The organism is Sphingomonas sp. DC4900, assembly GCF_049896485.1.
In the GTDB taxonomy this organism is placed as follows: Bacteria; Pseudomonadota; Alphaproteobacteria; order Sphingomonadales; family Sphingomonadaceae; genus Sphingomonas; species Sphingomonas aquatilis.
Map to the genome: position 1 here is coordinate 290,450 of NZ_JAFCUK010000002.1, position 22,926 is coordinate 313,375.

Consider the following 22,926-nt stretch of genomic DNA (forward strand, 5'->3'; position numbering starts at 1 on the left):
CGATGCGTTCCTTCCTGTTCCTCGGCGCGGCCAGCGCCGCGCTGTTCCCCGCCTGCGCGCTCGCCCAGACCGCCGCGCCCGCCACTCAGACGGCCGACACCGGCCGCGACATCATCGTGACCGCCAGCCCGATCCAGCACGATCGCGACGATACGCCCGCCATCTCTGCCAAGGTGGATGCCGAGGATATCCTGAAGGCCGGCGGCGCGAGCATTTCCGATGCGCTGGCCAAGGTGCCCGGCATCGCCGCGACCGGCTTCGCGACCGGCGCCAGCCGCCCGATCATCCGCGGCATGGACGCGACGCGCGTGCGCATCTTGGAAGACGGCCTCAGTTCCTCCGACGTGTCCGACATCGGCCCCGATCATGGCATGCCGATCGATCCGCTCGCCGCGCGCAGCATCGAGGTGGTGCGTGGCGCGGGCACGCTGCGCTACGGCAGCCAGGCGATCGGCGGCGTGGTCAACGTGCTGAACGATCGTGTGCCGATGCATCTGTCGGACCGGCCGTTCTCGGGCGAGGTCAACGGCACCTATGGCACCGTGTCCAACCTGTATCAGGGCGCGGCGCTGGTCGATGCGACGGTCGGCGATCTGGCGCTGCACGCCGATGGCTTCGGCCGGCACGAGGGCAATTACGACACGCCGCTCGGCGTCCAGCAGAACAGCTTCTTCAAGGGCTTCGGCGGATCGGTCGGCGGGTCGTATTTCTTCGGGAGCAACAAGAACAGCCATGTCGGCGCGGCGATCACGCAATATGACGCGCAATACGGCATCCCCAGCGACACCACCTATATCGACATGCGCCAGACCAAGGTGATGACGCGATCGTCGTTCGCGCTGGGATCGGGCCTGCTCAAGTCGCTGAGCCTGGATGGCAGCTACGCCAATTACAGCCACGACGAAAAGGAGCCGGACGGCACGATCGACACGACGTTCCGCAACAAGGAATATAATGCGCGCGCCGAGCTGCTGACCAACCGGATCGGCTTCATCGACAATACCGCGCTGGGCGTCGAATATCAGCACCGCAACTTCTCGGCGGTGGGCGACGACAGCTCGTACCTGTTCCCCGCGACGATGGAGAGCATTGCGGGCTACGTCTTCACCGACACGAAGATCGCCGGGCCGCTGCATGTCGAGGCGTCGGGCCGGATCGAGCAGGTGCATCTGACCGGCACACCCGCGTCGAACGTCGCCGCCACGCCGCGCTACACGCCGCTGAGCGGTGCGATCGGCGCGCTGTATACGGTCAGCCCCGCGGTGAAGCTGGGCGTCACCTTCTCCAGCACCGGCCGCGCGCCGGCGCTGACCGAATTGTTCGCGCGCGGCGGGCATGACGGGCCCAACACGTTCGAAACCGGCGATCCGCGCCTGAAGATCGAGCGCGCCAATTCGCTGGAGGGCACGCTGCGCATCCGGTCGGGCAAGTTCCGCTTCGATGGCAGCGTCTACAGTTCGTGGTTCAAGAACTATATCTACGGCGACTTGACCGGCCTGTACTGCACCGACGACGGCGCGTGCCAGGCGACGCAGGACGACGACCACGATCTGCGGGAACTAAACTACCGCCAGCAGGGCGCGCATTTCCGCGGGTTCGAGGGCGAGGCGAGCTACGACCTGGTCCACACGTCGCACGGCGTCTACCGGTTCAACGTGCTCGCGGACTACACGCGCGCGACGCTGGACGACGGCAACAACGTGCCGCGCATCCCGCCCTATCGCATCGGCGGCGGACTGAACTGGACCGGAGACCGGCTGGATGCCGGGTTCAACCTGATCTACGCCGGCAAACAGGACAAGGCGGGCGTGTTCGATACGCCGACGCCGGGTTACGTGGCGCTCGACGGCCAGCTGGCGGTGCGCCCGTTCGCCTCACATCCCAATATGGAGATCGCGCTGGTCGGCCAGAACCTGACCAACGACACGCAGCGGCTGAGCACCGCGCTGAACAAGGACCTGGTGGTGATGCCGGGCCGCCGCCTGATGGCGACGCTGCGCATCGCGACCAACTAAAGGCAAAAGGGGGAGCCGGCCGCAGGGGCTGGCTCCCAAAGCCCTTACCCGGCGATATGCAGCGCGGTGCGCAGGAAGGCGTCGCTCTTGCCGAGCATGTCGGTGCGCACGTCGCTATCGTCGAGCTGGTGGGTGAGTCCCTTATATTCGACGAAGGTCACGGGCTTGCCCGCCCCGCGCAGCTTGCTGGCCATCAGGCGCGATTCGCCGATGCCGACATTCTGGTCGAGGTCGCCGTGGAACAGCAGCACCGGCGCGGCGATGCGATCGACATTCTGCGCGGGCGAGCCGTCGCGGATATGGGCGCCATGGCCGATGAAGCCGTCGACCAGTTCGAAATTGGTGAAGTTGCGATGTTCGCCGCGTAGCGTTTCGAGGTCGGTGACCGGCGCGATCGCGACGATCGCCTTGAACAATGCCGGGTCGAGCACCGCCGATTGCAGCGCCGCATAGCCGCCGTACGACCAGCCGACGATCGCGAGCTTGTCGGGCGCGGCGATGCCCTGCGACACCAGATACCGGCCGGCATCGTTGACGTCGCCGATCGCGGTGCGCCACGACTGGAAGCCGTTCTTCTGGAACCACGCCGCGCCATAGCCGGTCGAGCCACGGAAATTGGGCTGGAGCACCGCATAGCCGCGCGCCGCGAAGAATTGCGGCAACCAGTCGAAGCCCCATTCGTCGCGATCGCCGGGGCCGCCGTGCGGCAGGACGATCGCGGGCAGCCCCTTGCCACTGCTGCCGGCGGGCAGTGTGAGATAGGCGGGGATCATCGTGCCGTCCGCGGCCTTGAAGCTGATCGGCTTAACGCTGGCGAGCGTACGACCGCCCAGCGGCGGGCGCACCGACAGGATCGGCGACAGCTTCTTCGCGGTGCGATCGAACAGATAGAAGCTGCCGGGATCGACGTCGCTGCCGGCGAACAGCACCAGTTTCTGTTCGTCGGCGCTGGCATCGACGATGCTGACGATCGGCTGTTTCGGCAAGGCACGGCCGAGCGAGGCGGCAAGCGCCTTCAGCGCGGGATCGAAGATGACGCGTTCGCGCCGGTCGGTCACGAAGCTGGCGCCGACGACGCGCTGCTGACGGCCGATGCGGATCAGCGAATCGACGTCGACGTCGGGGCGATCGAGCACCAGTTCGCGCTTCAGGCTGCCGTCGAGCGCGACGCGGTACAGCGCCTGCCGTCCGCCGTGATCGTCGAAGCCATAAGCGACATTGGCGTCGCGATCGACGGCATAGGGATCGAAGCCGTGCGATACGCCGCCATCGTCGCTGACCACGGACAGCGGCTGCCAGCTGCGATCGCCCGCCTTGCGGTACATATAGGTGGTGCGGCCGCGCAGCATGCCGCTGTCGCTGGCGGCAGTGATGCCCATGATGCGGACGGCGCCGTGGCCGTCGGTGATATATTCGCTGGCGCGGCCGCTGGGGCGTTCGACCTGCTGGCGGCGCAACGTCGTCGTGTCTACGCGCTCGACGCCCAGGCCCGACGCGGTGGACGCGGTGATCGAGCCGGTGGTCATCTGCGCACCGTAATCACGCGTCATCAGGACCGAACCGCCCTTCGCATCACTGCCCGCCGCGTCATCGGCGAGGAAATCGATGATGCCGCCGCCGAACTGGCCGAACCCGTCGATGCGGTCGCGCGTCTCGCCCGACAGGGGCTTCATGTCGCTGCCATCGGCGTTGAGCGTCAGCACACGGCTGTAGCCCAGCCGCATGCCGTTGGTCGTCATCAGCGTCGAGATGTTGCAGACGAGCCGCGTCGCGGTCGACCAGCTGCACCCCGTCAGCTGATCGGGCCGGCCGCTGGAGGTGAGGATCGGTCGGGGCGTCGCGTCGCCGGTGAGATCGGCGACGTAGAGCGCGGTGCCCGCCCCCGCCGCGGCGCGAACCATCGCGAGCCGCTTGCCGTCGGGGGAAATGCTGACCTGCCGGACGTCCTCACGCGCACCGAACGCGCGTGCATCGACGGCACCGGCCCCGGTCTGCGCGCGCAAGGCGCCCGCCCCGCCGATCGCCAACGCCAACACCGCCACGCCGCCCAGCACGATACGCATACATCTTCCCCCCAATACTTGCGCCCGACGCCGTTTTCGCCGTGCGCGGCGGCAGGTTAGGCGAGACGCGATCGTTCTGCCAGTGGCATCCCGTTGCAGCGGCGCGCCGCAATGCTAGGCTCAGAAAAAATATCGGGGGATAAGCATGATGATCGGATTGGTCGCGCTGGCGTTACAGGCCGCCGCACCTTCGGGCGGCAGTATAGATGCGGCAGGCAAGTGGGGCGTGGACTACAGCCCCGAACAGTGCATCATCAACCGGCAGTTCGGGTCCGGCCCGGTCAAGTCGTTCCTTGCCGTCGATGCAAGTCCGGTGACCGGCACCGGCTATCTCGTCCTGCTCGTTCCCGGCGTTGCGACGAAGGGGACTTTCGGCACTGCCACGATGACCGTCGCCCCGGGCGGCGCGACGCTGCGACAAATGTGGTTCGCGCGCGGATCAAAGGACGCGCGGGCGGCGATCGATATCGGGATCACCCAGGACGGCTGGGCCGCGATTGCGGCGGGCGACACGCTGACGATCCAGGGGCCGTTCGCGTCGCCCGTATCCGTGCCGATCCAAGGGATCGACAAGGCCATCGCGGCTGCCAAGACGTGCGGCCGGACGCTGCTGACATCCTGGGGCGCGGACCCCGATGCGATGATCGACACCTCCGGTCCGAACAACTCCGGTAGCTGGATCAGCTATTCGGACTATCCGCCTGAAGCGCTGCGCAATGGCGAATCGGGCACGGTGCAGATCCTGCTGACGATCGATCCCAAGGGACGGCCACGCGACTGCAAGGTCGTCGTCAGCTCGCGTTCGCCGTCGCTCGATGCGACGACGTGCCGGATCATGACGGCGCGCGCGAAGTTCGAACCCTCGTCGCGAGAGACGCGCTACGTGTTTAAGCGCACCGACTGGAGGGTGCCATAATGACGGCGGGGGCCCCGGCTGGCGCGATCATCGCCCTCGCCCTGCAAGCCGCGACTCCGGCGGCGCATGTCGATCGATCGGCGGCGAAATGGGGCGTCGAATATGCACCGAACCAGTGCATCATCAACCGCGCGTTCGGGGATGGGCCGAAGCCTGAGATTTTGGCGATCGACGTCGATCCCGTGTACGGCGGCGGCGACCTCGTCCTGTTGACGGCCACGCCCGTGTCTCGGGGTAAGTCCGGCGTCGCTACGATCACGCTTGCGCCGACGGGACCGTCGCTGCGAGCATCGTGGATCGCTGCGCCGACACAGCAGGGCGGCTATGCGCTGCGCCTGTTGCTGGAGCCGGACAAATGGCAGCAGATCAGGACGGCCAAGCAGCTGTCGATCGACGCTGGAGCACTTTTTCCGGTGTCCGTGCCGGTCGAGGGTATCGACAAAGCCTTCGCTGCCGCGAAGGCGTGCGGCCGCGACCTGCTCAAGTCCTGGGGGGCCGATCCCGATGCCATGATCGACACGGGAGGTCAGCTGAACCGCGACTGGATACAGGTTGCCGATTACCCGGCAGACGCCTTCCGTAGCGGTCAGCAGGGCATTGTGCGCATTCTGGTGACGGTCGATGCGACCGGCAGGCCAACCGCCTGCAAGGTCGCAAGAAGCTCTGGTGTGCCGTCGTTGGACGCAGCGACATGCACCGCCATGATGACCCGTGGCCGGTTTTCGGCATCGGACAGGAAAGTCCGCTACTTTTACCAGAAGACGAGCTGGATCAATCCGAACTGACGAACCGGATCCTACATCCGTATTACCGGCCCAACACGCCCCGTTGCGCGGCGCCTTCGCCTGCTCTAGCGCTAGAGGCAACGATAAGGAGCATCGCGTGAAGCTGGTTCGGGGCGCATGGAAGCTGCTGGTGGCGATCAAGGACGGGTTGGTCCTGATCGCGATGCTGTTGTTCTTCGGTCTGCTGTTCGCGGCGCTGAGCGCGCGGCCAGGGATGAAGGCGATCAGCCCGGGGGCGCTGGTGCTCGACCTCAACGGCACGATCGTCGAACAGCCCGAGGAACAGGCGCCGTTCGCGATGCTGTCGGGCCAGCAGGGGCCGCGCCAGTATCGCGCGCGCGACGTGCTGCGCGCGATCGACGAAGCACGGACCGACGACCGGGTGAAGGCGCTGGTGCTCGACCTCGATCGCTTCGGCGGCGGCTATCCGGCGACGCTGAACGAGGTGGCCGACGCGATCCGCAAGTTCCGCGACGCGAAGAAGCCGGTGCTGGCCTATGCCACCGCCTATACCGATGCGGGCTATCGCCTCGCCGCCAACGCCAGTGAGATCTGGGTCAATCCGCTGGGCGGCACGATCTTCATGGGGCCGGGCGGCAACCAGCCATATTACAAGGGGCTGATCGACAAGCTGGGCGTCACCACGCACGTCTATCGCGTCGGCAAGTTCAAGAGCTTCGTCGAACCCTATACCCGCACCGACCAGAGCCCGGAGGCGCGCGAGGCGAGCCAGGCGCTGCTGGGGTCGATCTTTAGCCAGTGGAAGGAGGCGATCGCCAAGGCCCGGCCGAAGGCACAGGTCGCGCAGTTCCTCGCCAGCCCGGACACATTGATCGTCGCGGCGGGCGGTGACATCGCGCAGGCGAACAAGGCGGCGGGCATCGTCGACACGCTGGGCGATCGCACCGCCTTCGGTGCGCGCGTCGCGGCCATCGTCGGCGGCGATGCCAAGAAGGCGGCGGGCTACTACAACCGCATCGGCTATGACAGCTGGGTCGCGGCGCATCCGTTGCCCAAGTCGGGCGATGCGATCGGCGTCATCACGATCGCGGGCGATATCGTCGACGGCGAAGGCGGCCCCGGCAGCGCGCATGGCGACACGATCGCCAAATTGATCCTGAACGGCCTCGCCAAGAAGGACCTGAAGGCGCTGGTGGTGCGCGTCGATTCGCCGGGCGGATCGGTGATGGCGTCGGAACGCATCCGCCTCGCCATCCTGCAGGCCAAGCAGAAGGGTCTGCCAATCGTCGTGTCGATGGGCGGACTGGCCGCATCGGGCGGCTATTGGGTGTCGACGCCGGGCGACGTGATCTTCGCCGAACCGTCGACGATCACCGGGTCGATCGGTATCTTCGGCATCATCCCGACGTTCGAAAAGACGCTGGCCAAGATCGGCATCACGACCGATGGCGTGAAGACGACGCCGCTGTCGGGCCAGCCCGACGTATTTGCCGGCACCACGCCCGAACTCGACACGATCCTGCAGGCGGGGATCGAGAACGGCTATCGCCAGTTCCTGACCCGCGTCGCACAGTCGCGCCACATGACCGTCGATCAGGTCAATGCGATCGCGCAGGGACGCGTGTGGGACGGCGGCACCGCGCGGCAGATCAAGCTGGTCGATCGCTTCGGCGGGCTGAACGATGCGGTGGCGGAAGCCGCCAAGCGGGCCAAGCTGGACCCGGCTAAGGTCCATGCCGAATATCTGGAGAAGGAACCGAGCGCCGCCGCGCAGTTCGCCGCCGCGCTGGCCAGCCGCAAGGACGACGACGATGCCGCAAGCCCGTCGGCGGACGTCTTCGGGCGGATCGCGGCCGAGCGCCGCGGCCTCGTCGCGCAGGCGGTGGGCGACGTCAGCCGCCTCGCGCGCAGCGGATCGGTGCAGGCGCGCTGCCTGGAATGTGGCGGCATCGGGCCGAGCGCGACCGCCGACAGCGACGCCAGGCTGTTCGACCTGGTGCTGGCGAAGCTGGGCTTCGGCGCATGATCGGGGTGCGCGCCGCGACGCCGGATGATGCCGGCGCGATCGCCGCCATCTATGCGCCGCACGTGCTCGCCGGGACGGTATCGTTCGAGACGGAGGCGCCGGACGCGCGCGCGATGCGGACGCGGATGGCATCGTCGCAGGGGCTCTACCCCTGGATGGTCGCGACCAACGGCGCGGAGACGGGCGGCGTGCTCGGCTATGCCTACGCGACGCGCTTTTCGGAGCGCGACGCCTATCGCTGGGCGGTCGAGACGACGATCTACGTCGCCGATGTCGCGCAGCGGCAGGGCGTCGGGCGGCTGCTGTACGAAGCGCTGATCGACACGCTGCGCGCGCAGGGCTTCACCCAGGCGATCGGGCGGATCGCATTGCCCAACAACCAGTCGATCAAGCTGCACGAGACGGTCGGCTTTCGCCGCGCTGGCGTGTTCCGCGAGATCGGCTACAAACAGGGCCAGTGGATCGACGTGGGCTATTGGCAATGCGAGCTGGCCGACCCCGCCAGCCCGCCTGCCGAGCCGAAGCGGTTCGCGGATGTGGGGGTCGTAAGGGTCTGAGCCTATGCGTCGAGGTGTTGCGGTCGTGCTTGTGTTGGGCGTGGCAGCGGCACCGGCCGCGGCACAGAATCGGCGAACCGTGGTGGAGCCGCAGCTGCCCACCGCCGCCTGCGCCACGCTGTCCCCCACCTCCGGCGATCGGAGCCGCGAGATTGAGGCGGCGTTGCGGCGGTGTCGCGGGGCCGCGGTGCGGCTCGGCCCCGGTCTGTACGAGAGCGGGCCGATCGAGATGCCGTCGCGCGTTACCCTGTGGCTGGACCCCGGCGCGACGCTGCGCGCCATTCCCGACCCAAGGCGGTTCGACGCCGGACAGGGATTGTGCGGGACGATCGATACCAAGGGCCATGGCTGTCGCCCGCTGATCCACCTGGCCGATGCCACCGATGCGGCGATCATGGGGGCGGGCACGATCGACGGCGCGGGCGGCGCGACGATGGCGGGCGGCACCGAGACATGGTGGCAACTCGCGCGCCGCGCGCAGCGCGAAGGCGGCAAACAGAACGTGCCGCGGCTGGTGACGGTGGATGGCGGACGCAATCTGGTGCTGTACGCCACGCGCTTCGCCAATGCGGCGAATTTCCACGTCGCGGTCAATCACGTGCGAGGCTTCACCGCCTGGGGCGTGACGATCGATGCGCCCGCCGATGCGCGCAACACCGACGGGATCGATCCGGGCGCGAGCGAGGACGTGACGATCGCGCACAGCCGCTTCAGCACCGGTGACGACGATATCGCGATCAAGGCAGGCAACGGCGGCGGCGTACGCTACGTCTCGATCCTCGACAGCCACGTCCACGCCGGGCACGGCGTGTCGATCGGCAGCGAGACGGTGAGCGGCGTATCCGACGTGCTGGTGCGCGGGCTGACGTTCGACGGCACGACATCGGGCCTGCGGATCAAGAGCGACCCCAGCCGCGGCGGGCTGGTGCAGCGCATCCGCTATCAGGACATCTGCCTGCGCGGCGTGGCGCGGCCGATCGATTTCGACACGCGCTACGATCCCAAGGCGCAGGGCGGATCGATCCCCGTCTATCGCGACATCGTGCTGGCGAATGTGCAGGGCGATGGCGGGCAGTTGATCGCGCGCGGCTATGACGCGCGGCACCCGTTGGACGTGACGCTGGACGGCGTGCGCTTTCCCGCCGGCACGCCGTGGCAGGTCGCCAATGCGACGCTGCATATCGGACCGGGCGGCGCGACGCCGCTGCCGCCGGGCGTGACCGGCCCCGCCGCCACGGTCGGAACAGCGTGCGCGGGGGCGGAGCGATGATACTGGTTATGTTACTGGGTGTGGCGCAAGCGGCCACGCCGCAGCCGTTGCTCGATTGCGGGCAGATCGAGCGGGCCGCCATGACGTCCCGCGAGGAAGGCGTTCCCGAACCCAAGCATGCCACCGATGTTCAGTTGATGGCGAGCCATTCGCTCTGCCATGGATGGGAGATCATCGACATGTGGCGGAGCGGGTACGCCGCATCAGGTGTGTGGCGGGCACGGCGCAAGGTGATGGACCCGCTGGGTCGTCTGACCGTAACGACGACCGATGCCGCCGCCTGTCCGGCGTTGATCAGCGTGCTGAAAAATTTGAACGACGTACCCACCGCCCTTTCGGTGATTCCGGCCACCGCTCCTGCCCATCCACTGCCGCCGCCGATCGTCTGGACAGACGGGACGTGGTATACCCTAAAGCTCTTATCCAGCGATCAGCCCGACGGGTCGAGTGCGAGCATCACCATGTCCAGTAACGACGGCGCGCTGGCGCACTGGGCCGAGGCCAGCATGAAGCAGCTGGAGCCCTGCTGGCGCCCCGCCGCCTGAGCGTCCGTCAGGACGGGCGGTCCAAATAGTCGCGCAGCGCCAGCCAATGGTTGGCGCCCGCTTCCACCAGCACCACCGCGCCCGGCGTGGCATTCGCATCGATCAGGCGGGCGAGGTTGCGGGTGCGGGCGATGCTTTCGAATTTGACGATCGCGCTCGCCGGCCCGGTGCCGCAGGGCGTGCCGGCCATCGGGTCGAGACGCGCACCATAAGCACCGCGATACCAAGCGGCGAAATCGAAGTCCTTGGGTTGGCGTAGGTGCGGGATCGACCGCAACTCGTCGGCAAGGCGGTTGGCGGGGACCGGGCTGAAGGGATCGACGTGCGCGCGCAGCAGGTGGGCGCCGAGCGCGTCGCGCATGTCGTAGCCAGCGTCGATATCGGCACGATATTCGTCGCGGGGGCTCATATCCCAGCCGGAAAACGCCGTCTTCGCGTCGGTCGCGAGCTTCACCGCGTATAGATTCTCCTGGATATGGCCGTGCGCAAACTGGTCGGCTGCGCGCTGCGACAGGAAGGCGCGATAGGCGGGGTCGGCGCTCTTGTCCGTCGAGGCGCCTTCGACCAGCACGATCGTCGGGTGGACGCGATCGAACGCCGCCTTGATCGCCCGTGCCGATGGCGATTGCGCGTCATGTTCATGCGCGACCGCGACGAAGACAATCGTGGCGCCGTTGCGGCGATGATAGACCTGCGTGGCAGGCACGGCGATATCGGCGCGCGCGGCGCAAAGGTCGCCGACCGGATCGCGCGGCGTCTGGCCGGTCGCCGGCGATGGCGCGAGCGTGAGAAGGGCGAGATAAGTACCGATCGTCTTGCGCATGACCGTCTCCAGCCGCCGTATGCGGGTGGCGTCAGGATGCACGCGGTTGGTGGCGGATTCGTGTCGGATCGACGGCAGCCCGCCCTTCACCCCCGCCCGCGATAGGCGGGGAGTGCGAGGTGGTAGCGGATCGCGAAGGCGCGCAGCGTGAAGCCGGCGGCGGCGGCGATGATCGCGGCGGGGGCGCCGGCGAGGCCGACGAGGCCCAGCGCGACGTAGAGGCCCGAGGCCAGCGCCGCGGCGGTGACGTACAGTTCGGGGCGCATCAGGATCGACGGTTCGCCCGCCAGCACGTCGCGGATGATGCCGCCGACACAGGCCGTCACCACGCCCATCAGCGCGGCGGGCAGCGGCGGGATGCCATAGCCCAGCGCCTTGGCCGCGCCGTAGACCGCATAGGCCGCAAGCCCGATCGCGTCGAACCAGGCGAGCGCCTCGTCCCGCCACCAACGTTCGGGCGTCACCCAGATCGCCGCGGCCATCACGAGGCATACGGTCGCCGCGCGCGGATCGTGGACCCAGAAGACCGGCGCACCGATCAACAGGTCGCGCACCGTGCCCCCGCCGACGCCGGTGATCAGCGCGAAGAAGGCCAGCGTCACCGCGGTCTGCCCGCGCTTCGCCGCGGCAAGCGCGCCCGAGGCGGCGAACACGGCGAGGCCCGCGACATCGAACCAGGGTGCGAAGGCAGGCAGGATCAGGTCGGCGGACAATTCGCCATGGGGCAAGGGCGGCAGCATCGTCGGCGACCCTAGGCGAAGCGGCGGCGCGATTGAACGGGTCGCGTGCCGCGATCGCAGGATCGGATCAGAAGCGCCGGCCGAACGAGACGTTGACCACGGGGTTGATCGGGCCATTGCCCACGCCGCCGCGCTCGCCCGCGGTCGGGCGGGTCAGGCGACCGCCGATCTCATAGGCGCGGCCCTTCATCGCGCCGACCTCCAGCCCGATCGTGGTGTCGGCCAGCATCGTGCCGGTGTAGCCGAAGGTCAGCGCCGGGGTGCGGCGCAGGCCGATGCGGCCGCCACCGGCGCCCAGCGTCGGACGCTGCGACAGCATCAGCGGACGGTTGCCGACCTGCTCACCGGCCCGCACGTCGTACAGACGGCCCCCGGCGGACAGGTGGAAGCCACTGTCGGCGAAGGGATAATATTCGACCATCGAACTCGCGAGACGCTGATGCACGCGCTCATTGGGGCCCGCGCTGGTCGTCATCGTCCCGACCCGCAACCGCAGTCGCGCGGTGAGCGGCGTCGTGCGATCGAGCGTACCGCCGAGCGCGATCGGCGCGAGCAGCGGCGTGCGCTGTGCCGCCATCGGCGCGGGCGCGGTCAGGATCGCAAGCGGCGCGACCTGCGCCTGTGCCCCCGTGGCCGTCGCCGCGGCCAGCCCTGCCATCATCCACCCCGACCGACGCATAAGCCCCCGTTGCAGCGTGCGTATCTGTCTGCCGTCGTTCCCGCGACGTATCCGCTGCACGACATAGACGACGCGGTATCAATCAAGGCACAATTGCGGCAGCGCTGGCCTGCGACGAGCCGGTGGATTCCATCGCCGAGATGCGAAAACCGCGAAACGGCTGGTCAATCGCGCGCCATATGGCTAAGGCCGCGGCCTCCATTCCCTTTGCAGAAAACAGAGCACGACCCATGGGTTTCCGCTGCGGCATCGTTGGCCTGCCCAACGTCGGCAAGTCCACGCTTTTCAACGCACTGACCGAAACGGCAGCGGCGCAGGCGGCCAATTATCCGTTCTGCACGATCGAACCCAATGTCGGTAACGTCGCGGTGCCCGATCCGCGGCTGTACAAGCTTGCCGAGATTGCGGGCTCGGCGAAGATCATCGAGACGCAGCTCGCCTTCGTCGATATCGCCGGCCTGGTCCGCGGTGCGTCGAAGGGCGAAGGGCTGGGCAACCAGTTCCTGGGCAATATCCGCGAGGTGGACGCGATCGTCCATGTGTTGCGCTGCTTCACCGATGGCGATGTGACGCACGTCGAGGGCAAGGTCGATCCGATCGCCGATGCCGAGACGGTCGAGACCGAGCTGATGCTGTCCGACCTCGAAAGCCTGGAAAAGCGCGTTCCCAACCTCATCAAGAAGGGGCAGCAGGGCGACAAGGAAGCCAAGATCGGCGCGGCCGTGCTCGGCCAGGCGCTCGAGCTGCTGCGCGACGGCAAGCCCGCGCGCCTGACGCAGCCCAAGGATGCCGAAGAGGCGCGCGTCTTCGCGCAGGCGCAGCTGATTACGGCGAAGCCCGTCCTCTACGTCTGCAACGTCGACGAAGCCGATGCGGCGAACGGCAATGCGCTGTCGGCCAAGGTGTTCGAAAAGGCGAAGGCGGAAGGTGCCGAGGCCGTCGTCGTCTCCGCGGCGATCGAAGCGGAAATCGCGACGATGGCGCCCGAGGATCGCGGCGAGTTCCTGAGCGAGCTGGGGCTGGAGGAAACCGGCCTCGCCCGCGTCATCACCGCCGGGTACAAGCTGCTGAAGCTGCTGACCTTCTTCACCGTCGGCCCCAAGGAAGCGCGTGCCTGGACGGTTCATGCCGGCGCCAAGGCCCCCAATGCCGCGGGCGAGATCCACACCGACTTCGAACGCGGCTTCATCCGCGCCGAAACCATCGCGTACGACGATTACGTCGCCTGCAAGGGCGAAGCGGGTGCGCGCGAAGCGGGCAAGCTGCGCCAGGAAGGCAAGGAATATGTCGTCCACGACGGCGACGTGATGCTGTTCCGGTTCAACGTGTAAGCGGGCGGGCCGAGGCGGCGGCCTGCCGGGTTCGCCTTGACCCGTATTCGTCGTTCTCGCCCTCGGGCAGACGACGTGGGACGGGCGGCCGGAAGCGCCGCCTGCTCTGCCCTTGTCGCCCCTCCCCGCTCGCGGCTAAAGGCAAGCATGCCTGCCATGATCGGGGTGATCGCCGCGTGAACCTTCGTCCGACCGCTTTTCTCGCCACGCTCGCGCTCGGCGCTTGCGCGCTGCCCGCCACGCCGCCGGCGCTGTCGCCGGTGACGCAGCCCGCGCCGTCGCAAACGGCGGCCTTGCCTGCCGAGCCCGACGCGCCCCCCGCGCCGCTGCCGCGCACGGTGACGCCGCCGGTGACGATCCTCGTGTCGATCGACGGCTTCCGGCCCGATTATCTCGACCGTGGCGTCACGCCCAACCTCAACGCGCTGGCGGCGGGCGGGGTGTCGGCGTCGATGCGGCCGTCCTTCCCGTCGGTGACCTTCCCCAACCACTGGACGCTGGTGACGGGCAAGGTGCCCGACCACCATGGCATCGTCGGCAACACGATGGAGGACTCGGCACGCCCCGGCGAGACCTTCACCATGGCCAACGACGATCCCTTCTGGTGGAACGAGGCCGAACCGATCTGGGTCACCGCGGAAAAGGCGGGCGTCCGCACCGCGACGATGTTCTGGCCGGGCGCCAATGTCGGCTGGGGCGGCACGTTGCTGCCCGACAGCCATGGCGCGGTCGCGCATGCCACCCGGCCCGAGGACTGGCAGCAGTTCAACCAGGCGGTGACGGGCGAACAGCGGGTCGATTCGGTGATCGACTGGCTGCGCCGCCCGGCGGCGACCCGGCCGCGCTTCGTGACGCTGTATTTCGACATCGTCGACACCGCCGGCCATGCGTATGGGCCGCAATCGCCCGAGGTGACGCAGGCCGCCGCCAAGGTCGACAGCCAGATCGGGCGGCTGGTGGCGGGTCTGCGCGAGCTCAACCTGCCGGCCAACCTGGTCATCGTCGCCGACCACGGCATGTCGGCAACGAGCAGCACGCGCACGATCGCGATCGACCGGATCGCGGACCCGCGCACGTATCGGACGCTCAACAGCGGACCGTATATGGGTCTGTATCCGATGCCGGGGCGGCAGCAGGCGCTGGAGGCGGCGCTGCTCAAATCCCACGCGCACATGCAATGCTGGCGCAAGGGGGAGATACCGGCGCGGCTGCGTTACGGCACCAATCCGCGTGTGCCGCCCTATATCTGCCTGGCCGAGCCGGGCTGGATGATCACCAAGACGGCGGTGAAGACCGCGTTCAGCGGCGGCGCGCACGGTTACGACAATCAGGCGCCCGACATGGCGGCGCTGTTCATCGCCAACGGCCCGGCCTTCGTCGGCGGCAAGCGCTTGGCCAGCTTCGACAATACCGACATCAATCCCTTGCTGCGCGACCTGTTCAACCTGCCCGCGGGCCAGGGGCTGGACGGGAACGACGCGCCGTTTAGGCAGGTGCTCAAACGATAGGAGAGCGACGGGTGCAGTATTTCGAGGACATCGAGGTCGGCAGCACGGCACGGTTCGGCGACTACGCCGTGACGCGAGACGAGGTGATCGCCTTTGCCGAGAAATACGACCCCCAGCCCTTTCACCTGTCCGACGAGGCGGCGGCGCAGACGCATTTCGGGCGGCTGTCGGCGAGCGGCTGGCATACGTGTGCGATGACGATGGCGATGCTGGTCGAGCACCTCAAGGCGAACGACCAGGCAGGGCTAGGATCGCCCGGCATCGACGAATTGCGCTGGCTGACGCCGGTCTATCCGGGCGACCGGCTACGCTGCGAAAGCGAGGTGTTGGACAAGCGCCGGTCGGCCAGCCGACCCGAAATGGGCATCTTCAAGAGCCGCATGACGGTGTTCAACCAGCATGACGTGCCGGTGATGACCTTCGTGTCGAACGGGCTGATCGCCACCCGCGAGCGATAGGGGCGCCGGCACCGCGGCGCCCCCGTCGATCAGCGGCGACCGCGGTCGCCGCGCGGGCCGCCCCCGCGATTGCCGCCCCAGTTCCGATTGCCGTTCCAGTTGCGGTTGCCGCCCCAATTGCGGTTGCCGTTCCAGTTGCGCTGGCCCTGCCAATTGGGCTGCGGATTGGGCGCGGGCGCCGCGCCGGCCGGCGGCTGCGGTGCGGGGGCGGGTTGGCCCGAGAAATTCTGGCGGTTGCCACGCCAATTGCCGCGATTGCCCCAGTCCGGGCGGCCGGGATTGCCCACCCCCGGGCCGCCGGGGCCACCCGGCCGATCGCCGCGCCAGCCGGGGCGACGATCGAAGCCGTTCCAGTCGTTGCGGAAGTTGCGGTCACCGCGCCACTGGTTGCGGCGCTGCTCCCAATAGCGGCGCTGGCCGTCGTTCCACCGATAGGGCCGCCGGTACTGATCGTAGACGTAGATGCCGGTGCCCGGATAATAATAGTCGCCGTACCAGCCGAAGTAGCTGGGATAGCCGCGATAGCCGTAGCCACCGTAATAGGGATCGGCGAAACCGTCGTCGTAATAGCCATAGCCGCCGGTGCCGTAGCCGACGGACACGCCGCTATAGCCATAGCCGTCGGTGCAGGCGCTCGTCGCGACACCGGTGCCGAACAACAGGCCGACCAATGCCAAACGCTTGAAGATCATGGATGCTCTCCCATCATCGAAGGGCGCCGGCGAGTCGGATTGGCGAATCGGGGACGCAACCTATTGTCGCTCAACGAGGGCGGATCGTCGCGGGTTCCGGCTGAATGGGTGATGAGCGGGCGATGGGGGCAAGACCCGCGTGGTGCTACGCGTCCTCCGCTCGGGCTCAGCCTGTCGAAGCACAGCGTTCCGCACGCAAACCGATCGCTTGAGGCGCCCGCCCTTCGACAGGCTGAGGGCGAACGGTATTGGTGATGGTTGGGGGATTGGAGCGCCCGCGACGGTCGGGTTGGCGACGTTCCGGCTCCTCAGTGCCCCTCGAACGCGAAGAGGGCATCGGCCTGCACGCCGTCGGCGCGCAACGCATCGGCACCGCCGAGGTCGGGCAGATCGATCACGAACTGCGCCTGATCGACGATGGCGCCCGCCTTGCGCAGCAGCCGGACTGCGGCGCGCGCGGTGCCGCCGGTGGCGATCAGGTCGTCGACCAGCAGCACGCGCTGGCCGGGCACCAGCGCATCTTCGTGCATCGCGATCCGGTCCTGCCCATATTCGAGCGCATAATCCTCGGCGATGGTCGCGCCGGGCAGCTTGCCGTCCTTGCGGATCAGCAGCACGCCCGCCTTTAGGGGCACGGCGAGCGCGGCCGCGAACAAAAAGCCGCGGGCTTCGATCCCCGCGATCAGATCGACGGGGCCGGTGGTGGCGGCGACCATGCGTTCGATCGTCGCGGCGAGGCCGACGGGATCGAGCAGCAGCGTGGTGATGTCGCGGAACTGGATGCCGGGCTTGGGGAAGTCCGGGATCGTGCGGATCAGCGCTTTCAGGTCGTCGTTCATGGGGGCGTGTGTCGCGTGTGGCGGGGGCGGGGTCAATGGTGGAGGGCTCCCTCCGTCATCGTGGCGGACGCCGGGATGACGAGCGAAGGTATGCCCCCCGTGCCTCCCCACAATCGTTATTCCCGCGACGGCGGGAATCCAGAACCTCTGACCTGGCGGCAGGAAGCGCGACGGTAGCGCGTCTGGATTCCCGCCTTCGCGGGAATGACGGGGAGAGTGGGGCGCGGTCTTTCCTCTGCCCCCCTGCACACGAAAAGGGCGGGCGGTGCCCTGTCGCACCGCCCGCCCCGTCCCTCCGAACCGCCGTTCAGGCGATCGGGATCAGTGTTTAATGTCGCGCCAGACGTTCTGGTAGGCGCCCCAGGCGAGGAAGCAGAACACCAGCAGGAACAGCGCCGCCGCGAGGCCCGCACCATGGCGGGTGTCGAGGTTGGGTTCGGCGGTCCAGGTCAGGAAGGCGGCGATGTCGCGCGCCATCTGGTCCTTGGTCGCCTTGGTGCCGTCCGAATAGGTGACCTGGCCGTCCTGCGTCAGGGGCGGCGGCATCGCGATGTTCAGGTTCGCGAACCACGGATTGAAGTGCAGACCCTGCGGCGTCTTCGCATCCGGGAACATCTTGAGGAGCTCTTCGCCCTTCTCGTTCTTATACCCGGCCTGGTTGCGGTAGCCCATCAGCAGCGCGTGGACGTAGTTCGAACCGTCATGGCGCGCCTTGGTCATCAGCGACAGATCGGGCGGCAGCGCATTGTTGTTCGCGGCGCGCGCGGCGACTTCGTTGGCGAAGGGCGACGGGAAGCGATCGCTGGCGACGTTCTTGCGCGTCGAAGCTTCGCCCGTTTCCGGGTTCACGGTCGGCTGTTCGATCACCCACTGGTTGGCGATCGCCTTCACCTCGGCCTCGGTATAGCCGATCTTCTGCAGGTCGCGGAAGGCGACGTACTTCAGGCTGTGGCAGGCCGAGCAGACTTCCTTGTAGACCTGGAAGCCGCGCTGCAGCTGCTGATTGTCATATTTGCCGAAAAAGCCGTTCGACGACAGCCCGATATTCTCGGGGTGCATGTGGAAGATCTGTTCGACGGTTTCCTTCGCCGGATCCTCGATCGCGGTCTTGGCGGTGCCGAAGAGCGCGAGTCCGAGGACGAAGATGAAGGCGGCGCCGACCAGGGAGGCGATGATGCGAGGCATGGTTCTGATTGTCCCCCAGTCGGTTCAGGCTTGCGCCGCGCTGTGCGCGAGGCTGGTGCCACCGTGCTTTGCCAGCACCGCTTCGGTGATCGAATTGGGCAGCGGGCGCGGACGCTCCGACCGGGCGACCCAGGGCAGGATGATGAGGAAGTGCGCGAAATAATAGGCCGAGGCGATCTGCCCCAGGATCACGTTGCGCGCATTCGCTTCCGCCCCGCCGACATAGCCGAGCACCAGCACGTCGAGCAGCAGGATGCCGAGGAAAATGCGGTACTTCGGACGATAGTTGGCCGAGCGCACCGGCGACGTATCCAGCCACGGCAGGAAGAATAGCAGCAGGATCGAGCCGAACATCGCCAGCACGCCCCACAGCTTCGCATCGAGGATGAAGTTTGCGGTGAAGCTCTTCAGGATCGCGTAGAAGGGCAGGAAGTACCATTCGGGCACGATGTGCGCCGGCGTCGAGAGCGGGTTCGCCTCGATATAATTGTCCGGGTGGCCGAGCAGGTTCGGGCTGAAGAAGATCAGCAGCGCGAAGATCAGCATGAACACGCCGACGCCGACGCCGTCCTTTGCCGTGTAATAGGGGTGGAACGGCACCGTGTCCTGCTCGCCCTTCACCTCGACGCCCGTCGGGTTGTTCGACCCCGGGATGTGCAGCGCCCAGATGTGCAGGATGATGACGCCCGCGATCACGAACGGCAGCAAATAGTGGAGCGAGAAGAAGCGGTTGAGCGTGGCGTTATCCGGCGCATAGCCGCCCAGCAGCCAGACGCGGATCGTCTCGCCGACCAGCGGAATCGCCGAGAAGAAGCCGGTGATGACCTGCGCGCCCCAGAAGCTCATCTGCCCCCAGGGGAGCACATAGCCCATGAACGCGGTCGCCATCATCAGCAGGAAGATGACGACGCCGAGCAGCCACACCATCTCACGCGGCGCCTTGTACGAGCCGTAATAGAGGCCGCGGCCGATGTGGATGTAGACGACGGCGAGGAACATCGACGCGCCGTTGGCGTGCGCATAGCGCAGGAACCAGCCGGCGTTGACGTCGCGCATGATGCTTTCGACCGAGCCGAAGGCGACGCCGGCATTGGCGGCATAATGCATCGCCAGCACGACGCCGGTGATGATCTGGATCGCGAGCGCGGCGCCGGCGAGGACGCCGAAGTTCCAGAAATAGTTGAGGTTGCGCGGCACCGGATAGCCCGCGCCGACGGCATTGTAGACGAGGCGCGGCAACGGCAGCTTCTCGTCCAGCCAGCGCATCAGCGGCTGCTTGGGTTCGTAATGCTTGGCCCAGGGAAAGCTCATGTGGTCTACCTTTCCCTTAACCGACCGTCACGACGGTGTCGGAGTTGAACGCATAATCGGGCACGTGCAGATTCTTCGGCGCCGGTCCCTGACGGATGCGCGCCGCGGTATCGTAGGCCGACCCGTGGCACGGGCAGAAATAGCCACCGAACGGCCCCTTGTTTTCGCCCTCGCCCGCGCCGAGCGGCACACAGCCGAGGTGCGTGCAGACGCCCAAGGTGATCAGCCAGTTTTCCTTGCCCGGCTTGGTGCGTTCGGCGAGCGTCTGGGGATCGCGCAGCGTCTTGATGTCGACCGCATTCGCCTCGGCGATTTCCTTCGGCGTCAGGTTGCGCACGAAGAGCGGCTGCTTGCGGAACTGTGCCTTGATCGCCTGGCCCGGCTGGATCTTCGACAGATCGACTTCGGTGGTCGACAGCGCCAGCACGTCCGCCGACGGGTTCATCTGGTTGATGAGCGGCAGCACGATCGCGAGCGCGCCGACACCGGCGAACGACACGGCGGCGATATTGATGAAATCGCGACGGCGGGGATCGTGGACTTCCTCGTGGAACGGCGCCGGCGATTCACCGGGAGGTACGTTGTCGTCAATCGCCATTCGTCTCTGCCCTTGCGTCTATGTTCTTGCGGAAGTGCCGGAGTGCAGCCCCACCGAACCCTGCCGTCCCCACGGCGGGCTTATGGCCTGATAGACGGCGGCCGCGCGCTTTGCCAACAGCATTTTGCGCTTCGCCGGCCCGCCGCTAAGGACGCGAGCCATGACCAGCCCCCTGCGCATCGCCCTCTACCAGCCCGATATCGCCGGCAACGTCGGCGCGGTGATGCGCACCGCGGCGTGCCTGGGCGTGGCGCTCGACCTGATCGAGCCGATGGGATTCCAGTGGGACGACAAGCGCGTCGCGCGCGCGGCAATGGACTATATCGATCACGTGTCGGTGACGCGGCATGCGGACTGGGAGACGTTTCAGGGACAGGCGACGGGCCGGCTGGTGCTGCTGACGACGCGCGGGGCGACGCCGCTGCATGACTTTGCGTTCCGGGCGGACGACGTGCTGCTGTTCGGCCGCGAAAGCGCGGGCGTGCCGGAGGAGGTGCATGCGCGGGCGGACGCACGGGTGGTGATCCCGATGGCGCCGGGGCTCAGATCGATGAACCTGTCGGTGTCCGCGGCGATCGTCGCGGCGGAAGCGCTGCGGCAGACGGGCGGGTGGCCGGGTGGCTGCCAATAAGGACCTTTTAAGATAGAACTGCTAAATCCAAAGCATGGGCCGCATACTCCTAATTGCACCGGCAGGTGGATTAATTGGCTGCTTTTTAGGCGCTGTCATCTGTGTGATATTTTTTCTGCCCCATGCAAAGACTAACATCGATGTGGCACTTACGATTATTCAGATCGGCCTAGGTCTTTTTTCGCTATCCTCCATCGTGGCGGTTCCGGTGTGCATCATTATTGGAGCTCCGATTATTTATCTTTTTCGCCACAAGCTCACTCACAGCCCATTTGCGTGGTCAGCTGTGATAGGCCTGATTGGCGCGTTGCTCAGCGCAGCGTCCCTTTACCCCTTGTTTGACGGCCGCCCGAAGCTGATGGAATCGCTCGTTCTGTTGCTGTTTGGAACAACCTGCGCATTTTCCTTTGCTCTCCTGTACGGATGGAGGACACGCAAAAGGCTAATTAAGCTGAATTGACCGACTGGAGCCAAGCGCTCCCCTGAGACAATCCGCCCCATCGACACCCCCTCCCCTGCGCCGCTAAGCCGTTGCCCATGCTGACGCTCGACGACCAACAGACCGCCGCCCGCCACTGGTTCGAATCGCTTAGGACACGCATCTGCGCGGCGTTCGAGGCGATCGAGCGCGAGGCGGGGTCGGATGCGACGTTCGACTATACGCCGTGGGACCGCGTCGATCCGTCGGGCGAGCCGGGCGGCGGCGGCGTCCGGGGCGTGATGAAGGGGAAGGTGTTCGAGAAGGTCGGCGTCAACGTCTCGACCGTCGGCGGCACGTTCGAAGGCGAGTTCGGCAAGACGATCCACGGCGCTGGCGAGGATCCGCGCTTCTTCGCGACCGGCATCAGCCTGGTCGCGCACATGGCCAACCCGCACGTCCCCGCGGTGCATATGAACACGCGCTTCCTGCGCACGACCAAGCAATGGTTCGGCGGCGGTGCCGATCTCAACCCGCCGCTGCCGGTCGAGGGCGACACGGCGGAGTTTCACGCGACGTTGCAGGCGGCGTGCGATGCGCACGGGGCCGACTATTACGAGCGCTTCACGGCTTGGGCGGACGACTATTTCTACATCCCGCACCGGAAGGTGCATCGCGGCGTCGGCGGCATCTTCTACGATCATCTGGAGGGTGATTTCGACGCCGACTTCGCCTTCACGCGCGCGGTGGGCGAGGCCTTCCTCGACGTCTACCCGCGGATCGTGCGGCGGCGGATGCACGATGCCTTCGACGCGTTGGACGAGGCGCAGATGCTGGAATGGCGCGGGCGCTATGCCGAGTTCAACCTGGTCTATGACCGCGGCACGTTGTTCGGGCTGAAGACCGGCGGCAATATCGACGCGATCCTGATGAGCCTGCCGCCGCGCGCGAACTGGGCCTGAGGCGATGGCGCTGATCCCGGTCGACGACGGCGATCTGGCGACGATCGTCACCACGCTGGAGATGACGCGCCGCCCGCCACTGCGCCCCCTGCCCGCATCGCCGCTGCGGCTGGTGCGCTGGGCGACGCCTGAGCCGGAGAAATACCGCACGCTGTTCCGCCGCGTCGGGGGACCGTGGCTATGGTATTCGCGGCTGGCGATGGATGATGCCGTGCTGACCGCGATCGTCCACGATGCGGGTGTGGAGGTCTATCCCGTCACCGATCGCGCGGGGATCGAGGTGGGGCTGCTCGAACTCGACCTGAGGCACGCTGGGGCGTGCGAGCTGTCCTATTTCGGATTGGTGCCGGAGCTGGCAGGACGCGGCCATGGCGGCTGGCTGATGGCGGAGGCGATGGCGCGCTGCTGGCGGCCGGGGGTGACGCGGGTGTGGGTGCATACGTGTACGCTCGACCATCCGGCGGCGCTGGGCTTCTATCGGAAGCAGGGGTTCGTGGCGGTCAAGCGGACGATCGAGACCTTTCCGGACCCACGGCGGCTGGGGCTGCTGCCGGTGGAGATGGGCGCGCACATTCCGTATCTGGCGTGACCTGACGCAACCGTCACCCCGGCG

At 67.1% G+C, this 22,926-nt stretch carries 23 protein-coding genes; 14 read left to right on the plus strand and 9 right to left on the minus strand.

Annotation, left to right across the window (positions count from 1 at the left end):
- Positions 1-2: 2 nt before the first annotated feature.
- Positions 3-2,015 (plus strand): TonB-dependent receptor, encoded by a 2,013-nt coding sequence (locus ACP690_RS03870; protein ID WP_426260202.1) that lies wholly within the window; start codon positions 3-5, stop codon positions 2,013-2,015.
- A gap of 44 nt (positions 2,016-2,059) precedes the next feature.
- Here the strand turns inward: ACP690_RS03870 and ACP690_RS03875 are convergent, their stop codons facing one another.
- Complete coding sequence (locus tag ACP690_RS03875; RefSeq protein WP_426260203.1) at positions 2,060-4,078, minus strand: alpha/beta fold hydrolase; 2,019 nt, start codon at positions 4,076-4,078, stop codon at positions 2,060-2,062.
- 145 nt (positions 4,079-4,223) lie between these two features.
- On the opposite strand from ACP690_RS03875, the gene ACP690_RS03880 reads away from it, so the two are divergent.
- From ACP690_RS03880 to ACP690_RS03905, 6 genes are all read left to right on the plus strand, one after another.
- Positions 4,224-4,994, plus strand: coding sequence for an energy transducer TonB (locus ACP690_RS03880; RefSeq protein WP_426260204.1), 771 nt, complete (start codon positions 4,224-4,226; stop codon positions 4,992-4,994).
- Positions 4,994-5,779 carry an energy transducer TonB gene (locus tag ACP690_RS03885; protein ID WP_426260205.1) on the plus strand — a complete coding sequence of 262 codons (786 nt, stop codon included), beginning with the start codon at positions 4,994-4,996 and terminating at the stop codon, positions 5,777-5,779. The genes ACP690_RS03880 and ACP690_RS03885 overlap by 1 nt, the downstream gene beginning before the upstream one ends.
- Before the next feature lie 97 nt (positions 5,780-5,876).
- Positions 5,877-7,766, plus strand: a complete 1,890-nt coding sequence (gene sppA, locus ACP690_RS03890) for a signal peptide peptidase SppA (RefSeq protein WP_426260206.1) — start codon at positions 5,877-5,879, stop codon at positions 7,764-7,766.
- The gene (locus tag ACP690_RS03895; protein ID WP_426260207.1) at positions 7,763-8,323 is read left to right on the plus strand and encodes a GNAT family N-acetyltransferase; all 561 of its coding nucleotides are present in this window, start codon (positions 7,763-7,765) and stop codon (positions 8,321-8,323) included. The genes sppA and ACP690_RS03895 overlap by 4 nt, the downstream gene beginning before the upstream one ends.
- Before the next feature lie 4 nt (positions 8,324-8,327).
- A complete protein-coding gene (locus tag ACP690_RS03900; protein ID WP_426260208.1) occupies positions 8,328-9,593 on the plus strand; it encodes a glycoside hydrolase family 28 protein in 1,266 nt (421 codons plus the stop codon).
- A gap of 8 nt (positions 9,594-9,601) precedes the next feature.
- Positions 9,602-10,138 (plus strand): hypothetical protein, encoded by a 537-nt coding sequence (locus ACP690_RS03905; protein ID WP_426260209.1) that lies wholly within the window; start codon positions 9,602-9,604, stop codon positions 10,136-10,138.
- A 7-nt stretch (positions 10,139-10,145) separates the two neighbouring features.
- Here ACP690_RS03905 and ACP690_RS03910 read toward each other — a convergent pair whose 3' ends face one another.
- The 3 genes from ACP690_RS03910 to ACP690_RS03920 all read right to left on the minus strand — a co-directional run bounded on the left by ACP690_RS03910 (position 10,146) and on the right by ACP690_RS03920 (position 12,362).
- On the minus strand, positions 10,146-10,961 hold the full coding sequence (locus tag ACP690_RS03910) for a hypothetical protein (RefSeq protein WP_426260210.1): 816 nt from the start codon (positions 10,959-10,961) through the stop codon (positions 10,146-10,148).
- An 86-nt stretch (positions 10,962-11,047) separates the two neighbouring features.
- Complete coding sequence (locus ACP690_RS03915; protein ID WP_426260211.1) at positions 11,048-11,701, minus strand: trimeric intracellular cation channel family protein; 654 nt, start codon at positions 11,699-11,701, stop codon at positions 11,048-11,050.
- Between the two features lie 67 nt (positions 11,702-11,768).
- Complete coding sequence (locus ACP690_RS03920; protein WP_426289568.1) at positions 11,769-12,362, minus strand: hypothetical protein; 594 nt, start codon at positions 12,360-12,362, stop codon at positions 11,769-11,771.
- A 248-nt stretch (positions 12,363-12,610) separates the two neighbouring features.
- Between ACP690_RS03920 and ychF the strand changes: the two genes are divergently transcribed.
- The 3 genes from ychF (at position 12,611) to ACP690_RS03935 (ending at position 15,677) form a co-directional block, all read left to right on the plus strand.
- A complete protein-coding gene (gene ychF, locus ACP690_RS03925; protein WP_017977520.1) occupies positions 12,611-13,711 on the plus strand; it encodes a redox-regulated ATPase YchF in 1,101 nt (366 codons plus the stop codon).
- 176 nt (positions 13,712-13,887) lie between these two features.
- On the plus strand, positions 13,888-15,219 hold the full coding sequence (locus ACP690_RS03930) for an ectonucleotide pyrophosphatase/phosphodiesterase (RefSeq protein WP_426260213.1): 1,332 nt from the start codon (positions 13,888-13,890) through the stop codon (positions 15,217-15,219).
- Between the two features lie 11 nt (positions 15,220-15,230).
- Complete coding sequence (locus ACP690_RS03935; protein ID WP_426260214.1) at positions 15,231-15,677, plus strand: MaoC family dehydratase; 447 nt, start codon at positions 15,231-15,233, stop codon at positions 15,675-15,677.
- A gap of 29 nt (positions 15,678-15,706) precedes the next feature.
- On the opposite strand, the gene ACP690_RS03940 is transcribed toward ACP690_RS03935, so the two are convergent.
- The 5 genes from ACP690_RS03940 to petA form a co-directional block, all read right to left on the minus strand.
- Entirely contained in the window at positions 15,707-16,369 is a 663-nt protein-coding gene (locus ACP690_RS03940) for a hypothetical protein (protein ID WP_426260215.1), read from the minus strand.
- Positions 16,370-16,677: 308 nt separating this feature from the next.
- Positions 16,678-17,208, minus strand: a complete 531-nt coding sequence (locus ACP690_RS03945; protein ID WP_426260216.1) for an adenine phosphoribosyltransferase — start codon at positions 17,206-17,208, stop codon at positions 16,678-16,680.
- 321 nt (positions 17,209-17,529) lie between these two features.
- Positions 17,530-18,393, minus strand: coding sequence for a cytochrome c1 (locus ACP690_RS03950; RefSeq protein WP_426260217.1), 864 nt, complete (start codon positions 18,391-18,393; stop codon positions 17,530-17,532).
- 24 nt (positions 18,394-18,417) lie between these two features.
- Positions 18,418-19,704 carry a cytochrome b gene (locus ACP690_RS03955; RefSeq protein WP_043060285.1) on the minus strand — a complete coding sequence of 429 codons (1,287 nt, stop codon included), beginning with the start codon at positions 19,702-19,704 and terminating at the stop codon, positions 18,418-18,420.
- A gap of 16 nt (positions 19,705-19,720) precedes the next feature.
- Positions 19,721-20,302, minus strand: a complete 582-nt coding sequence (gene petA / locus ACP690_RS03960) for a ubiquinol-cytochrome c reductase iron-sulfur subunit (RefSeq protein ID WP_017977513.1) — start codon at positions 20,300-20,302, stop codon at positions 19,721-19,723.
- A 160-nt stretch (positions 20,303-20,462) separates the two neighbouring features.
- On the opposite strand from petA, the gene ACP690_RS03965 reads away from it, so the two are divergent.
- From ACP690_RS03965 to ACP690_RS03980, 4 genes are all read left to right on the plus strand, one after another.
- Positions 20,463-20,933, plus strand: coding sequence for a tRNA (cytidine(34)-2'-O)-methyltransferase (locus tag ACP690_RS03965; RefSeq protein ID WP_426260218.1), 471 nt, complete (start codon positions 20,463-20,465; stop codon positions 20,931-20,933).
- Between the two features lie 34 nt (positions 20,934-20,967).
- Positions 20,968-21,393: a hypothetical protein gene (locus ACP690_RS03970; protein ID WP_426260219.1), complete on the plus strand. Its 426-nt coding sequence runs from the start codon at positions 20,968-20,970 to the stop codon at positions 21,391-21,393.
- A gap of 77 nt (positions 21,394-21,470) precedes the next feature.
- Positions 21,471-22,313, plus strand: coding sequence for an oxygen-dependent coproporphyrinogen oxidase (gene hemF, locus ACP690_RS03975; protein WP_426260220.1), 843 nt, complete (start codon positions 21,471-21,473; stop codon positions 22,311-22,313).
- Between the two features lie 4 nt (positions 22,314-22,317).
- A complete protein-coding gene (locus ACP690_RS03980) occupies positions 22,318-22,902 on the plus strand; it encodes a GNAT family N-acetyltransferase (protein WP_426260221.1) in 585 nt (194 codons plus the stop codon).
- Positions 22,903-22,926 lie beyond the last annotated feature (24 nt).

Bases quoted from the DNA above. Each gene is read 5' to 3' on its own strand.
- ACP690_RS03870 (WP_426260202.1), top strand. From the start codon at position 3: ATGCGTTCCTTCCTGTTCCTCGGCGCGGCCAGCGCCGCGCTGTTCCCC.
- ACP690_RS03875 (WP_426260203.1), bottom strand. From the start codon at position 4,078: ATGCGTATCGTGCTGGGCGGCGTGGCGGTGTTGGCGTTGGCGATCGGC.
- ACP690_RS03880 (WP_426260204.1), top strand. From the start codon at position 4,224: ATGATGATCGGATTGGTCGCGCTGGCGTTACAGGCCGCCGCACCTTCG.
- ACP690_RS03885 (WP_426260205.1), top strand. From the start codon at position 4,994: ATGACGGCGGGGGCCCCGGCTGGCGCGATCATCGCCCTCGCCCTGCAA.
- ACP690_RS03895 (WP_426260207.1), top strand. From the start codon at position 7,763: ATGATCGGGGTGCGCGCCGCGACGCCGGATGATGCCGGCGCGATCGCC.
- ACP690_RS03900 (WP_426260208.1), top strand. From the start codon at position 8,328: ATGCGTCGAGGTGTTGCGGTCGTGCTTGTGTTGGGCGTGGCAGCGGCA.
- ACP690_RS03905 (WP_426260209.1), top strand. From the start codon at position 9,602: ATGTTACTGGGTGTGGCGCAAGCGGCCACGCCGCAGCCGTTGCTCGAT.
- ACP690_RS03910 (WP_426260210.1), bottom strand. From the start codon at position 10,961: ATGCGCAAGACGATCGGTACTTATCTCGCCCTTCTCACGCTCGCGCCA.
- ACP690_RS03915 (WP_426260211.1), bottom strand. From the start codon at position 11,701: ATGCTGCCGCCCTTGCCCCATGGCGAATTGTCCGCCGACCTGATCCTG.
- ACP690_RS03920 (WP_426289568.1), bottom strand. From the start codon at position 12,362: ATGATGGCAGGGCTGGCCGCGGCGACGGCCACGGGGGCACAGGCGCAG.
- ychF (WP_017977520.1), top strand. From the start codon at position 12,611: ATGGGTTTCCGCTGCGGCATCGTTGGCCTGCCCAACGTCGGCAAGTCC.
- ACP690_RS03940 (WP_426260215.1), bottom strand. From the start codon at position 16,369: ATGATCTTCAAGCGTTTGGCATTGGTCGGCCTGTTGTTCGGCACCGGT.
- ACP690_RS03945 (WP_426260216.1), bottom strand. From the start codon at position 17,208: ATGAACGACGACCTGAAAGCGCTGATCCGCACGATCCCGGACTTCCCC.
- ACP690_RS03950 (WP_426260217.1), bottom strand. From the start codon at position 18,393: ATGCCTCGCATCATCGCCTCCCTGGTCGGCGCCGCCTTCATCTTCGTC.
- ACP690_RS03955 (WP_043060285.1), bottom strand. From the start codon at position 19,704: ATGAGCTTTCCCTGGGCCAAGCATTACGAACCCAAGCAGCCGCTGATG.
- petA (WP_017977513.1), bottom strand. From the start codon at position 20,302: ATGGCGATTGACGACAACGTACCTCCCGGTGAATCGCCGGCGCCGTTC.
- ACP690_RS03965 (WP_426260218.1), top strand. From the start codon at position 20,463: ATGACCAGCCCCCTGCGCATCGCCCTCTACCAGCCCGATATCGCCGGC.
- ACP690_RS03970 (WP_426260219.1), top strand. From the start codon at position 20,968: ATGGGCCGCATACTCCTAATTGCACCGGCAGGTGGATTAATTGGCTGC.
- hemF (WP_426260220.1), top strand. From the start codon at position 21,471: ATGCTGACGCTCGACGACCAACAGACCGCCGCCCGCCACTGGTTCGAA.
- ACP690_RS03980 (WP_426260221.1), top strand. From the start codon at position 22,318: ATGGCGCTGATCCCGGTCGACGACGGCGATCTGGCGACGATCGTCACC.